The sequence below is a fragment of the Streptomyces sp. NBC_00385 genome (assembly GCF_035917155.1).
Classification (GTDB): Bacteria; Actinomycetota; Actinomycetes; order Streptomycetales; family Streptomycetaceae; genus Streptomyces; species Streptomyces poriferorum.
The window spans coordinates 6334013-6347622 of record NZ_CP107951.1 but is presented as its reverse complement, the minus strand read 5'-3'; the positions used below and the strand labels follow the sequence as shown (position 1 = coordinate 6347622).

At 71.9% G+C, this 13610-nt stretch carries 9 protein-coding genes; 4 read left to right on the top strand and 5 right to left on the bottom strand.

Features of this window, described 5'->3' with window-relative positions; all coding sequences use genetic code 11:
- The first annotated feature begins 31 nt into the window (after positions 1–31).
- A complete protein-coding gene (locus OG959_RS28345; protein ID WP_326662992.1) occupies positions 32–1786 on the top strand; it encodes an NAD+ synthase in 1755 nt (584 codons plus the stop codon).
- A 167-nt stretch (positions 1787–1953) separates the two neighbouring features.
- Here OG959_RS28345 and OG959_RS28340 read toward each other — a convergent pair whose 3' ends face one another.
- From OG959_RS28340 to OG959_RS28325, 4 genes are all read right to left on the bottom strand, one after another.
- Positions 1954–3195, bottom strand: coding sequence for an MFS transporter (locus tag OG959_RS28340; protein WP_326662990.1), 1242 nt, complete (start codon positions 3193–3195; stop codon positions 1954–1956).
- Positions 3196–3418: 223 nt separating this feature from the next.
- Positions 3419–4441, bottom strand: a complete 1023-nt coding sequence (locus OG959_RS28335) for an endonuclease/exonuclease/phosphatase family protein (RefSeq protein WP_326662988.1) — start codon at positions 4439–4441, stop codon at positions 3419–3421.
- Positions 4442–4645: 204 nt separating this feature from the next.
- The gene (locus OG959_RS28330; RefSeq protein ID WP_326662986.1) at positions 4646–5398 is read right to left on the bottom strand and encodes a TetR/AcrR family transcriptional regulator C-terminal ligand-binding domain-containing protein; all 753 of its coding nucleotides are present in this window, start codon (positions 5396–5398) and stop codon (positions 4646–4648) included.
- 90 nt (positions 5399–5488) lie between these two features.
- On the bottom strand, positions 5489–7087 hold the full coding sequence (locus OG959_RS28325) for an MFS transporter (protein WP_326662985.1): 1599 nt from the start codon (positions 7085–7087) through the stop codon (positions 5489–5491).
- Between the two features lie 185 nt (positions 7088–7272).
- Between OG959_RS28325 and panB the strand changes: the two genes are divergently transcribed.
- The 3 genes from panB (at position 7273) to OG959_RS28310 (ending at position 10168) form a co-directional block, all read left to right on the top strand.
- The gene (gene panB / locus OG959_RS28320) at positions 7273–8160 is read left to right on the top strand and encodes a 3-methyl-2-oxobutanoate hydroxymethyltransferase (RefSeq protein ID WP_219568687.1); all 888 of its coding nucleotides are present in this window, start codon (positions 7273–7275) and stop codon (positions 8158–8160) included.
- Positions 8161–8303: 143 nt separating this feature from the next.
- Positions 8304–9314: an ATP-binding cassette domain-containing protein gene (locus tag OG959_RS28315; RefSeq protein ID WP_326662981.1), complete on the top strand. Its 1011-nt coding sequence runs from the start codon at positions 8304–8306 to the stop codon at positions 9312–9314.
- Positions 9311–10168 (top strand): ABC transporter permease, encoded by an 858-nt coding sequence (locus OG959_RS28310; RefSeq protein ID WP_326662979.1) that lies wholly within the window; start codon positions 9311–9313, stop codon positions 10166–10168. The genes OG959_RS28315 and OG959_RS28310 overlap by 4 nt, the downstream gene beginning before the upstream one ends.
- 27 nt (positions 10169–10195) lie before the next feature.
- On the opposite strand, the gene OG959_RS28305 is transcribed toward OG959_RS28310, so the two are convergent.
- Positions 10196–13513, bottom strand: coding sequence for an ATP-binding protein (locus OG959_RS28305; RefSeq protein ID WP_326662977.1), 3318 nt, complete (start codon positions 13511–13513; stop codon positions 10196–10198).
- Positions 13514–13610: the final 97 nt, after the last annotated feature.

The window sequence follows — 13610 nt, the reverse complement described above, 5'->3', positions numbered from 1 at the left end:
TCGCGTCAGTCAGACGATTACACTGGGCGGCGTGCCTCAACTACGCCTCGCACTGAATCAGATCGACTCGACCGTCGGCGACCTCGCCGGCAACACCGAGTCGATCCTCCACTGGACCCGGCACTCCGCCGAACAGGGCGCCCACCTGGTGGCGTTCCCCGAGATGGTGCTGACCGGATACCCCGTCGAGGACCTGGCCCTGCGGTCGTCCTTCGTCGAGGCGTCGCGGGAGGCGCTGCGTGCGCTCGCCGCGCGCCTGGACGCGGAGGGCTTCGGGGAACTCCCGGTCGTCGTCGGTTACCTCGACCGTTCCGAGTCCGCCGCGCCGCGCTACGGCCAGCCCGCCGGATCGCCGCGGAACGCCGCCGCGGTGCTGTACCGCGGACAGATCGCGCTGAACTTCGCCAAGCACCACCTGCCCAACTACGGCGTCTTCGACGAGTTCCGGTACTTCGTGCCGGGCGACTCGATGCCTGTCGTACGGGTGCACGGCGTCGATGTGGCGCTCGCGATCTGCGAGGACCTCTGGCAGGACGGCGGCCGGGTGCCGGCCGCGCGTGCCGCGGGGGCCGGGCTGCTGCTGTCGATCAACGCCTCGCCGTACGAGAGGGACAAGGACGACACCCGGCTGGAACTGGTCCGCAAGCGGGCCCAGGAGGCCGGCTGCACGACCGCGTACCTCGCGATGATCGGCGGCCAGGACGAGCTGGTCTTCGACGGGGACTCGATCGTCGTCGACAAGCAGGGCGAGGTCATCGCACGTGCGCCGCAGTTCGCCGAGGGCAGCGTCATCCTGGACCTCGATCTGCCGGCCGCCTCGCCCGAGGCGCCGTCCGGTGTGGTCAACGACGGGCTGCGGATCGACCACGTGGTCCTCTCCGAGAAGCCGCTGCCGGCGTACGAGGCGGAGCTGGCCGGCGGGTACGCGGAGCGGCTCGACGACGACGAGGAGCTGTACTCGGCGCTCGTGGTGGGCCTGCGGGCGTACGCGGCGAAGAACGGCTTCAGCAGTGTGCTGGTCGGGCTCTCCGGCGGGATCGACTCGGCGCTGGTCGCCGCGATCGCCTGCGACGCGCTGGGCGCGCAGCACGTGTACGGCATCTCGATGCCGTCGAAGTACTCCTCGGACCACTCCAAGGGCGACGCGGCCGAGCTGGCGCGGCGTACCGGGCTGAACTTCCGGACCGTACCGATCGAGCCGATGTTCGACGCGTACATGGGCTCGCTGGGGCTCACCGGGCTCGCCGAGGAGAACCTGCAGTCGCGACTGCGCGGCACGATGCTGATGGCCGTGTCCAACCAGGAGGGCCAGATCGTCCTGGCTCCGGGCAACAAGTCGGAGCTGGCGGTCGGCTACTCGACGCTGTACGGGGACTCCGTCGGCGCGTACGGGCCGATCAAGGACGTCTACAAGACGTCGGTCTTCCGGCTGGCGAAGTGGCGCAACCGGGCGGCGGAGGAGCGTGGGCAGACCCCGCCGATCCCGGAGGCGTCCATCACGAAGCCGCCGAGCGCGGAGCTGCGGCCGGGTCAGGTCGACACGGACTCGCTGCCCGACTACGACGTGCTGGACCGGATCCTGGAGATGTACGTCGACCGGGACCAGGGACTCGACGCGATCGTCGCGGCCGGGTTCGACGCGGCGCTGGTGGCGAAGACGCTGCGGATGGTGGACACGGCGGAGTACAAGCGGCGGCAGTATCCGCCGGGCACGAAGATCTCGCCCAAGGGGTTCGGCAAGGACCGGCGGCTGCCGATCACGAACCGGTGGCGCGAGTCCGGCTGACGCCGGGGGTACGGGTGTGCTGCGGGCCCGTCCGGCCCTGGGGGTGTCCTCAAGCGCCGGACGGGCTTGATTTTCGGCGCCGCCCGTCCGGCCGAGGTCTTGTCCTCAAGCGCCGGACGGGCCTGATGGTGCCGGGCAGCGTCTTGATCCGACGGGTCGTGGTGTCCTCAATCGCCGGACGGGCTTGATGGTGCCGGGTGTGCGCTGGAGGTGACCGGGCTCCGCTCGGCCGCCGTCGCCGCCCGGGCCACCACCCTCGACGGGGTCCGGTCGCGGTCCAGTACGCCCGCCGTGACCGCCACCGCGAGGCCCGCCACGGCCAGCACCGCGCCGACCAGGGCCGGGGAGGTCCAGCCCCAGCCCGCCGCGATGGCCACGCCGCCCAGCCACGCGCCGCCCGCGTTGGCCAGGTTGAAGGCGGAGTGGTTGGAGGCCGATGCCAGGGTCGGGGCGTCCTTGGCCTTGTTCATGACGAGCATCTGCAACGGCGTGGTCGTCATGAAGCCGACCCCGCCCAGCAGCACGACCATCACCAGCGCGGCCCACCGCACATGGGCGGCGAACGGGAAGACGACCAGGACGACGGCGAGCGCGCCCAGTGAGCCGTACAGCGTCGGGCGCAGCGCCCGGTCCGTGAGCGGGCCCGCGGCGAGCGCGCCCAGGGTCATGCCGATGCCGAAGAGCGCCAGCACCAGGGTCACCGAGGACTCGCCGAAGCCCATCGCCTCGGTCGTCATCGCCGAGAGGTAGGAGTACACGGCGAAGACCCCGGCGAAGCCGAAGACGGCCGTCAGGAGTCCGAGCAGGACCTGGCGGTTGGCCAGGGCACGCAGCTCGTGGCGTACGTTCTGATGGGCCTCGACCGGGATCTGCGGGACGAGGCGGGCGAGCGCGGCCATCGCGCACAGCCCGATCACCGCGACCACCAGGAACGTGGCCCGCCAGCCGAGGTGCTGGCCGAGCAGGGTGGCCGCCGGGACTCCGACGATGTTGGCGACGGTCAGGCCGAGGAACATGGTCGCCACGGCCCGTGCCTGGCGCCCGTCGGAGACCAGCCGGGCGGCGACGACCGCGCCGACGCCGAAGAAGGCTCCGTGGGGCAGCCCCGCCAGCACGCGTCCCGCGACCAGCCAGCCGAAGTCCGGAGCCAGCGCGGAGGCGAGGTTGCCGAAGGTGAACAGCGCCATCAGCAGCAGGAGCATCCGCTTGCGCGGGATGCGCGAGCCGACGGCGGTGAGCAGCGGGGCGCCGAGCACCACGCCGATCGCGTACGCCGACACGAGGTAGCCCGCGGTGGGGACGGAGGTGCCCAGATCGTCCGCGACGTTGGGCAGCAGGCCCATCATCACGAACTCCGTAGTACCGATGCCGAAGGCGCTCACCGCGAGTGCGAGCAGAGCCAGAGGCATGAAGAGAGACCTTTCCGAAGTGGGCCCCATGCGCTCCGGCCGGGCCCGGTGGGCCTCGGGGAGCGGGAGGGGGCGGGAGGGAACGCGGCCGTCCGTGCGCCGGCACGGGCCGGCCGGGGCCGGATCGCACGGTGCCGGACCGGCTTCCTCGCCGGCGGCCTTGTTCCCGTTCGGAACAAATTCTCTCAGACGTTTGGTGCCCGGAGGTAAACGGACCGTTGCGTCACAGTTTGACGCGGGCGGCGATCGGAAGATGGTCGCTGTCCGTGGCCGGCAGCGTCCATGACGACATCGGCTCGACGCCCTTCACCATGATCTGGTCGATCCGGGCCATCGGGAAGGAGGCGGGCCAGCTGAATCCGAACCCGTCACCGGCCGCGCCCTGGGTGGAGCGCATCTGCGAGGTGACCGCGTTGAGCGAGCGGTCGTTCATGGTCCCGTTGAGGTCGCCGAGCAGCGCGACCCGTTCCAGCGGTTCGTGGGAGATGGCCTTGCCGAGGGCGTCCGCGCTCTGGTCCCGCTGGCTGGCGGTGAATCCGGCGTGCAGCTTGACCCGCACCGAGGGCAGGTGCGCGACGTAGAAGGCGATCGGGCCCCCCGGCGTGGTGACGGTGGTGCGCATGGCGCGGACCCAGCCCATCTTGATGTCCACCGGGCGGGTGTCGCTCAGGGGGTACTTGCTCCAGAGGCCGACGGTCCCCTGCACCGAGTGGTACGGGAAGCGGTCGGCGAGCGCCGACTCGTAGGCCGTGACCTTGCCGCTGGGGAGTTCCTGGAGGGCGACGACGTCGGCGCCCGAGCCGGCGACCTGCTGGGCGGTGCCGGCGGGGTCGGGGTTGTCCGCGTTGACGTTGTGGGTGGCGACGGTGAGGTCGCCACCGGTGCCCGACTTGTCGGTGAGCAGCCCGCCGAAGACGTTGAACCAGACCAGGACCGGCAGCAGCAGCGCGATCAGCGCGGTCGCCGAGCGGCGCACCAGGCCGAGGATCAGCAGCAGCGGGACGAAGACGGCGCACCACGGCAGGAACGTCTCGGTGAGGCTGCCCAGGTTGCCGATGGTGTTCGGGATCTGTGCGTGGAGGAGCATCACGAGGGCCAGCAGGACCGAGCAGCCGGCCAGGACGATTCCGCGCCGCCAGATGCCGGGGTCCCGGGTCAGTCTGTCGCGCAGGTCCCGGAAGCGGGATCCGGTGCGCTGCGGTCCTGCGCCGCCGTTCCCGGTGTCCGCCCTGTACGCCTGCACCATTGCGCTGTCCTCACTGCCTTGCCGTACACATCGCCGCGCCCACGACCCTAGGGGATACGCGATGCCTTTCCGGCCGTCGGCGACGGCCGTACTGCCACGAGGACGACCCGGGCGGTGCGAAGGGTTCCGGCCACAGGGGGTCTGTGGTGGCTTGTGACAGAACGCTCACACTCGCCTCGGCCCGGGCGAGTCAGCCGGGCGGTCTCAGCGGTGACCTGCGTCTTCACCTCGGCCGGAGACCGCGGGACGCGGCCCGAGGCCCTCGATCAGCAGGCGGACGATGCGGTCGGCGAGGTCCTCGGGCAGCGGCGCGTCGGGCCGGTGGATGGTGCGTACGAGCATGGGGCCGAGGAACAGGTCGTCCATCAGCTCCACGTCCGCGTCGCCCCGCAGCTCACCCGCCTCGACGGCCCGGGCGACGGCGGCGAGCATCGCGGCCCTGCGGGGCGCGATCACGGTGCGCTGGTACTCCGCCCACAGCTTGGGGTGGCTCTTCATCTGCGCGAAGACGTTGTGCAGCAGCACCGAGGAGCGCTGGGCGAGTCCGCGGGTGCGCATGGACTCCAGCAGGACGCGCAGGTCACCGAGGCCCCCGGTGCCGGAGACCTCGGGTTCCGGCGGCTCGATCTCGCGCAGGACGTCGACGAAGAGCTCCTCCTTGCCGGTCCAGCGCCGGTAGATGGTGGCCTTGCCGACCCCGGCGGTGCGGGCGATCCGCTCGATGGACAGGCCGGCGAGGGGCTCGCCGGCCTCCAGGAGCTCGACGACGGCGTCCAGGATGGCCCGCTCGGCGGCGGCGCTGCGCGGGCGGCCGCGACGGGGCTCCTGTTCGTCGACGGGGTGCGGTGCCGGGCCGCCGTCGTGGGTCCGCGGGTCCTGGTCCGGGCCGCCGTCGTGGGCCGGCCGGTCCTGCTCCCCGGGGGCCCGGCCGTCCCGGTCCGATGCTTGCGCCTGCACGTGGAACCACCTTTCGCCACCGCCGATTCTCGCCGACGCGGGAGGCGGCCGGGCACGTCGGCGCCCGGCCGCAACCGCCGGGTTTTCCCGTCAGGCCTCCACGGGGACCGTCCGCTCGTCCTGCGCGGCCGGCTGCCCGGCGGGCGGCCGGCCCGGCAGGAACAGGGCGACCACGATCGCGCCGATCAGGGCGACGCACGCCGAGCCGACGGCCGTGACGTGCATGGCGCCCATGAACGCGTCCTGCGCGGCAGCCACCAGCGGGGCGCCCGCCGGCCCCATCTTCTCGGCGACACCGAGTGTCGCCTCGATGGACTCCCCCGCCACGTCCCTGGCGGCGGCCGGGACCGCGTCGAGATGTCCTTCGATGTCGCCGCGGTAGACGGCGGAGAGCACCGATCCGAGCACGGCGATCCCGAGAGCGCCGCCGACCTGCCGGAACGTGTTGTTCACGGCCGAGCCCGATCCCGCCTTCTCCCGGGGCAGCGCCTGCATCACGGCGACGGTGACCGGCGGCATCACGTGCGCCATGCCCGTGCCCTGGACGAAGAAGACCAGGCACATCACCCAGACCGGGGTCGTGGCGTCGAACAGGGCGAACGCCGCAAGGCCAACGGCGACCATCAGCATGCCCACCGTGCACACGGCACGGGCGCCGAACCGGTCGACCACGAACCGGGCCCGCGGGGCGAAGACCATCTGCGCGACGGCCAGCGGCAGGATCAGCAGCCCGGACTGCAGGGCGCTCCAGCCACGCACGCTCTGCATGTAGAAGGCGGAGAAGAACGTCACGCCCATCAGCGCGAAGAAGACCAGCGCGATGGCGGCGACGGCGGCGGAGAACGCCGGCTTCCTGAAGTACGAGACGTCGATGGCCGGGCTGCTGCTGCGCTTCTCGTGGAGGACGAACACGACCAGCACGGCCAGTCCCCCGACGACCGGCAGGAGCACGGAGGCATCGGTGAAGTCGGCGAGCTCGCCGCCGCGGATGATCCCGTACACCAGCAGCACCAGGCCGATGATGGAGAGCACCACACCGACCGGGTCGAGGCGGCCCGGCTTCGGGTCCCTGGAGTCCGGCACGAGCACGGCCATGGCGATCAGCGCGACGACCACGACGGGCACGTTGACGAGGAAGATCGAACCCCACCAGAAGTGTTCGAGGAGCAGGCCGCCGGTGATCGGGCCGATCGCGATGCCGAGCCCCACGCTGCCGGCCCAGATGCCGATCGCCTTGGGCTGCTCGTCGCGCTCGAAGACGTTCATCAGGACGGCGAGCGTGGCCGGCATGACGAAGGCGGCACCGAAGCCCATCACGGCGCGCCAGGTGATGAGCTCGCCGGGCGATGCCGACATGGCGGCGAAGGCCGAACCCAGGCCGAAGAGAACGATGCCGAAGAGCAGGATCTTCTTGCGCCCGAGGCGGTCGCCGAGCAGGCCCGCGGTGAAGAGCAGTCCGGCGAAGACGAGCGTGTAGGAGTTGATGGCCCACTCCAGCTCGCTCTGGGTGGCTCCCAGACCGGTGGGCGAGGGGGAGGCGATGGTCTTGACGGCGACGTTCAGGATCGAGTTGTCCAGCACCACGATGAGCAGGCTGAACATCAGGACGGCGAGGATCGCCCAGCGGCGGCGGTGGACCGCCTCGGGGACCTGGGGCACGGCGACGGGAGCGCCGGACGATATGGACATGGACAGAACGTACCTCTATTTCGATACGAGACCGTCTCGTATTGGAAAGTCTTTACCGGCTGCGTGACACCGGGTGCCATCCCGTGCGGCGGGCCCACTTCCCGTGAGCGGCTCCGGGATGCCACCATGGAAGCGGTCCGGGGACGCCGTCAGGGCGCCTCGAGATGACGAAGGAGCCGTTGGCAATGTCGCTTCAGGCTGCGCACAACCAGTCCCCCACTTCCCCCGCGGGAGCCCCCTCCGACAGCAGCAAGGCGCTGTACGGCGGCAAGAGCAACCGCCGCGTCACCGTCCACGACATCGCCGCCGCCACCGCGCGCGGCGAGAAGTGGCCCATGCTCACCGCCTACGACGCGATGACCGCGTCCGTCTTCGACGAGGCCGGCATCCCGGTCATGCTCGTCGGCGACTCCATGGGCAACTGTCACCTCGGCTACGAGACCACCGTGCCCGTCACGATGGACGAGATCGCCATCCTTTCCGCCGCCGTCGTCCGGGGCACCAAGCGCGCCCTGGTCGTCGCCGACCTGCCTTTCGGGGCCTACCAGGAGAGCCCGGTCCAGGCCCTGCGCAACGCCACCCGGCTGATCAAGGAGTCCGGGGTCGGCGCGGTCAAGCTGGAGGGCGGCGAGCGCAGCCATGAGCAGATCAAGCTCCTGGTCGACGCCGGCATCCCGGTCATGGCCCACATCGGTCTGACCCCGCAGTCCGTCAACGCGATGGGCTACCGGGTGCAGGGCCGCGGCGAGGAGGCCGCCCAGCAGATGCTGCGCGACGCGAAGGCCGTGCAGGACGCGGGCGCGTTCGCCGTCGTCCTGGAGCTCGTCCCGGCCGAACTGGCCGCCGAGGTCACCCGCACCCTGCACATCCCGACCGTGGGCATCGGCGCCGGTCCGGACACCGACGCGCAGGTACTGGTCTACACCGACATGGTCGGCCTGACCGGCGGCAAGGTGCCGCGCTTCACCAAGCAGTACGCCGACCTGCGCCAGATCCTCGGCGACGCCGCGAAGGCGTACGCGGACGAGGTCGTCGGCGGCACCTTCCCGGCGCCGGAGCACACCTTCCACTAGGCAGTACGCCGGCACAGCGCCGGCAACCGACCGACCACTGCCGCACCACCGACAGCCCGCCGACTTCCCCCATCGGCGGGCTGTCGCCCTGCTGTCGGCGGACTGTCGGTGCGTTGTCGGTGGCGGCTGGTCTGATAGTCGGCATGACGCGAATCGACAAGAACCCCAGGAACGGCAAGAACGCCGTCGAGGTACGGGGGCTGGTCAAGCACTACGGCTCGACCAAGGCTCTGGACGGCGTGGACCTCGATGTGCGCGAGGGCACCGTCCTCGGCGTGCTCGGCCCCAACGGCGCCGGCAAGACGACCCTCGTACGGGTCCTGTCCACCCTGATCCAGCCCGACGCCGGGCACGCGGTCGTGGCCGGCTACGACGTGGTGAAGCAGCCCCGAGCGCTCCGCCGCACCATCGGCCTGACCGGGCAGTACGCCTCGGTCGACGAGAAGCTCTCCGGCTGGGAGAACCTCTACATGATCGGGCGGCTGCTCGACCTGCCGCGCAAGAAGGCCCGCTCGCGCGCCGACGAACTGCTGGAGCGCTTCTCGCTCACGGACGCGGCGAAGAAGGCCGCGATGGAGTACTCCGGCGGTATGCGCCGCCGGCTGGACCTCGCCGCCTCCATGATCGGCAGCCCGGCCGTCCTCTACCTGGACGAGCCGACGACGGGGCTCGACCCCCGTACCCGTAACGAGGTCTGGGACGAGGTGCAGCGGATGGTCGCGGAGGGGGCGACCGTGCTGCTCACCACCCAGTACATGGAAGAGGCCGAACAGCTCGCCAACGAGCTCACCGTCATCGACAAGGGCAGGATCATCGCCCGCGGCGGCGTCGACGAGCTGAAGGCCAAGGTCGGCGGCCGCACCCTGCAGATCCAGCCCTCGGACCCGGCCCAGCTGGCCGCGATGGCGCAGGCCATCAGGGAGGCCGGTCTCGACGGTGTGGCGGGCGCCCAGGCGGTCCCGGACGAGGGACTCCTGTACGTACCGATTCTCAGCGACGAGCAGCTCACCGCCGTCATCGGCCTGCTCGGCACCCGGGGCTTCTCGCTGGCACACGTCGCCACCGCACTGCCCAGCCTGGACGAGGTGTTCCTCGCCATCACCGGCGACAAGGCCACCGTCACCGACACGACTCCCCAGGAGGTCGCGGCATGAGCACGACGACTCTGACGCCCACCCCCACCGACGCGGCCGCGGCCGCCCCGGCCGCGAAGCTCCACGACGAGGGCCGGATCGGGCTGCGGAACAACCTGCGCCACATCGGTGCGCTGGTGCGGCGCAATCTGCTCCAGATCAAGAAGGATCCGGAGTCGATGTTCGACGCGCTCCTGATGCCGGTGATCTTCGTCCTGCTGTTCGTGTACGTCTTCGGCGGTTCCGTCGGCGGCAGCATGGGCGGCGGCCGGCAGGAGTACCTGAACTACCTGATCCCCGGCCTGATGGCGATGATGGGCATGAACATCGCCATGGCCGTCGGCTCCGGTGTCAACGACGACTTCCGCAAGGGGGTCATGGACCGGTTCCGTACGATGCCGATCGCCCGCTCCTCGGTGCTCATCGCCAAGATCGTGGTCGAGCTCGCCCGGATGATGGTCGCCACGCTGATCCTGCTGGGCATGGGCTTCGCGCTCGGCATGGAGCTCCACGGGTCGGTGCTCGGGCTGATCGGGGCGATCGGGCTCGCGGCCGCGTTCGGCGCCGCCATCATGTGGATCTTCATCCTGCTCGGACTGTCCATGAAGACGGCCCAGGCCGTCCAGGGAATGGGGATGATCGTGATGATGCCGCTCCAGTTCGGCTCGTCCATCTTCGCCCCGCCCACGACGATGCCGGGCTGGCTCCAGACGTTCACCGACTACAACCCGCTGTCCAACCTGGCCGACGCCGCACGCGCCCTGATGATGGGCACCCCGGTCGGCAACTCGGTCTGGCTGACACTCGGCTGGACCGTGGTCATCACCGCGGCCATGGCACCGCTCGCGGTGTCCAAGTTCCGCAAGAAGTCCTGACCGCCTGACCGCAGGGGTTCGGACCCCTCAGTCCCGGTACGCGTCCACGAGGGCGGCGGCCTCCTCCAGCGAGAGGCCGCCGCCCTCGGCGTACGCGGCCTCGAAGGCGGCGTCCCCGAGCGCGGCACGGACCAACTCCTCGGCACGGTCGAAGTTGTCCCGCTCCATCGACGTCAGGAAGTGACCCTCCGGCAGCAGCGCCCGGCCGGCGGCCAGCAGCCGGGCACCGAGCTCCGCGCCGCGCTCCGTGCCCAGCCCTCCCAGCGCCCAGGCCAGGGTGACCAGGTGGATCACGGCCATCTGCGGCGCCACCATCTGCGTCAGCGGATCGCCCAGGCGCAACAGGGCCTGCCGGCCGCGGTCCAGGGCGTCCGCGTAGTTCTCGTCCTGGTTGTCCAGCCAGGCCAGGCCGCCCAGGACGAAGCCCTCGAAGATCGCCATGGTCTGCGACTTGAACTCTTCGAGCAGTTCGAAGAACTGCTCGCGCGCCTCATCGGTCCGGCCGCAGCGGCCCAGCCACATGGCCAGGAAGAGCCGGGCCGCCGGCCGCGCCTCGTGCCCCGCGTGCCGTTCGTCCGCGATCACCCGGCGCAGGATCTCCTCGCCCTCCGCGCCGCGGTCGAGCTCGGTGAGCGCGGAGGCGTACCGGGTGCGGAGCACCGACACCTGGGCCAGGGCGCCGAGCTTCTCCGCACAGCCGATCGCGGCCTGGTAGTCCTCGGCGGCCCTGCGGTAGTCGCCCGTCTTCTCGTACGCCTCGCCACGTGAGGACAGCGCCTCGGCCATGCCCCACTCGTCACCGAGACGGCTGAAAATCTCCAGGCTCTCGGCGGCGTCGATATGGGCGGCGCCCGCCCAGTCCGGGCGGTTGGCCAGCACGTTGGCGCGCATCTGGAGCGCCGCGGCGAGCTCCCACTCGAAGGCGAACTCCCGCGCGGCGCGCACCGTTTCGTCCAGCAGGTGCCGCAGGTCCGCGACACCCCCGGTCAGCATGACGGCGAAGAACCAGAGCGACGCGGGGCTCCGGCAGGTCTGCGGCTGACCCGCCCGGTAGACGGAGGCGATGCCCCGAAGCCGCACCATGCTGGCCTCGTTCGTCCACTCGTCCATCGCGTGGTCCATGCTGACCAGCTGGATCAGCCCCACCTGGCGCCGCGCCTCCTGGAGCAGTTCGGGCCCCATGGGCGGGGGTGCGTCGGTGCAGCGTTCGTGGATCGAGGGCGCCGGCTCCACGGGCGCGGCGAAGGGGTCGGGGCCGAGGGCCGCCGCGGCATCGGCCCAGTGCAGGGCGTCGCTGCGCAGATTGCGGATCTGCCAGTACCAGGAGAGCGCGATCACCAGGCACAGGGACTCCTGCTCGTCTCGCGCGGCGACGGCGTGCCGCAGCGCGGTGCGCAGGTTCTCGTACTCGCTCTGGAGGAGCTCGATCGCGGCGCGCTGTCCGCCACCGCGGAGCAGGGGGTCGGTGGTACGGGCCAGCTCCCGGAAGTACACGAGGTGCCGGCGTTCGACGGCGTCCCGCTCCCCCGCCTCGTCGAGCCGCTGCGCCGCGTACTCGCCGACGGTCTCCAGGAGGCGGTAGCGCATCCCGCCGTCCGCCGCGGGCGCGGCGACGACCAGGGACTTGTCCACGAGGGAGCCGAGCAGCCCGGCGACCTCCCGCGCGTGGCGCGGCCCGTCCGCGCAGACCGCCTCGGCCGCTTCGAGGGTGCAGCCGCCGGCGAACACGGACAGCCGGCGCAGGGTGGTGCGTTCGTCCTCGGCGAGGAGGTCCCAGGACCAGTCGACGACGGCCCGCAGGGTCTGCTGGCGCGGGAGCACGGTGCGGCTGCCGCTCGTCAGCAGCCGGAACCGGTCGTCGAGCCGGTCGGCGATCTGCTGCGGGGTGAGCATCCGCAGCCGGGCGGCGGCGAGTTCGATGGCGAGCGGCAGTCCGTCCAGGCGGCGGCAGATCTCGGCGGCGGCCGCCGCGGTCGCCCCGTCGGCGTCGACCCGGAAGCCGGGCAGTGCGGCGGCACCGCGCTCGGCCAGCAGGCGCAGGGCCGTCGGCTCGGGCAGCGGCTCCACGGGCCGGACGAACTCACCGGGTACGCCGAGGGGTTCGCGACTGGTGGCGAGGACGGTGAGCTGCGGGCAGCGGGCCAGCAGATGGTCGGCGAGGGCCGCGGCGGCCTCGATCACATGCTCGCAGTTGTCCAGGAGCAGCAGCATGCGGCGCCGGGAGCAGTGCTCGGTCAGCCGGGACAGCGGCTCGCCCGCGCCCCGTTCGGCGGCCCGGAGCTCCTCGGCGCCCGCGCCGCGCAGCACGGTCTCGCGGGCGCCGAGTGCGCCGAGGACCGCTTCCGGTACCGCTTCGGGGTCGTCGACGGGCGCGAGTTCGGCCAGCCAGACGCCGTCCGGCCAGGACGCCGGGTCGAAGGACTCCGCGGTCTCCTGGGAGAGCCGGGTCTTGCCGGCGCCGCCGGGTCCGAGGAGGGTGACCAGCCGGGCCCGGGAGAGGTCGCCGCGCAGGGCGTCGATGTCACGCTCGCGTCCGACGAAGCTGGTGAGCCGGGCCCGGATGTTGCCCTGCCGGACGGCCGGTGCGGCGGGCCGGGGAACCGCCTGCGGGGCGGGGCGGGCCGGTTCCTGACGGAGCAGCTCGGCGTGCAGCGCGCTCAGGCCGGGGCCCGGGTCCGTGCCGAGCCGGTCGGCGAGCACCGTGCGGACCTCGTCGTACGCGGCCAGCGCCTGGGCCGTGCGCCCGGCGTCGCGCAGCGCCCGCAGCCGCAGCGCCTGGAGCGGTTCGTCGAGGGGGTGCTCCTCGCAGAGCGCGGCCAGCTCCGGCAGCACCTCGTCGGCCCGGCCGAGCGCGAGCGCCGCGGCGGTCCGGGTCCGGCGGGCGTCGAGGCGGCGGGCGGTCCAGCGGGCCGCGACGGCGTGCCGGTCGGGAAGGTCGGCGAGCACCGGTCCCCGCCAGAGGCCGAGGGCGTCGTCGAGGACGCTCAGGGCCTTCGCCGGATCGCCGGCCTCCAGGGCCCGCGCGCCCTCCCCCGCGAGGCGTTCGAAGCGGTACAGGTCGACGCCGTCCGGTTCGGCGGCCAGCCGGTAGCCGTTGTCCGCGGACACGACCTCCGCATGGCCGAGTGCCCGTCTGAGCCGGCCCACGAGTGCCTGCAGGGCGCCGGACGCGTCGGCGGGCGGGTCGCCGTCCCAGACCTCGTCGACGAGCACCGCGAACGGCACCGTCCGGCCGGTGCGCAGCGCGAGCACCGCGAGCAGGGCGCGCAGCCGCGCCCCGCCGACGGCGACGGCCGTGCCGTCGTCGCGGAGTGCCTGGGTGGTACCGAGGATGCCGTAGCGCACGCGCCCATTCTCCCTGTTCTTCCAGCTGCCGAGCACACAATCAGATGTGAGCGATCGGGATAGATTACGCAACTCTCAGACTCCTCAGATATGCAGG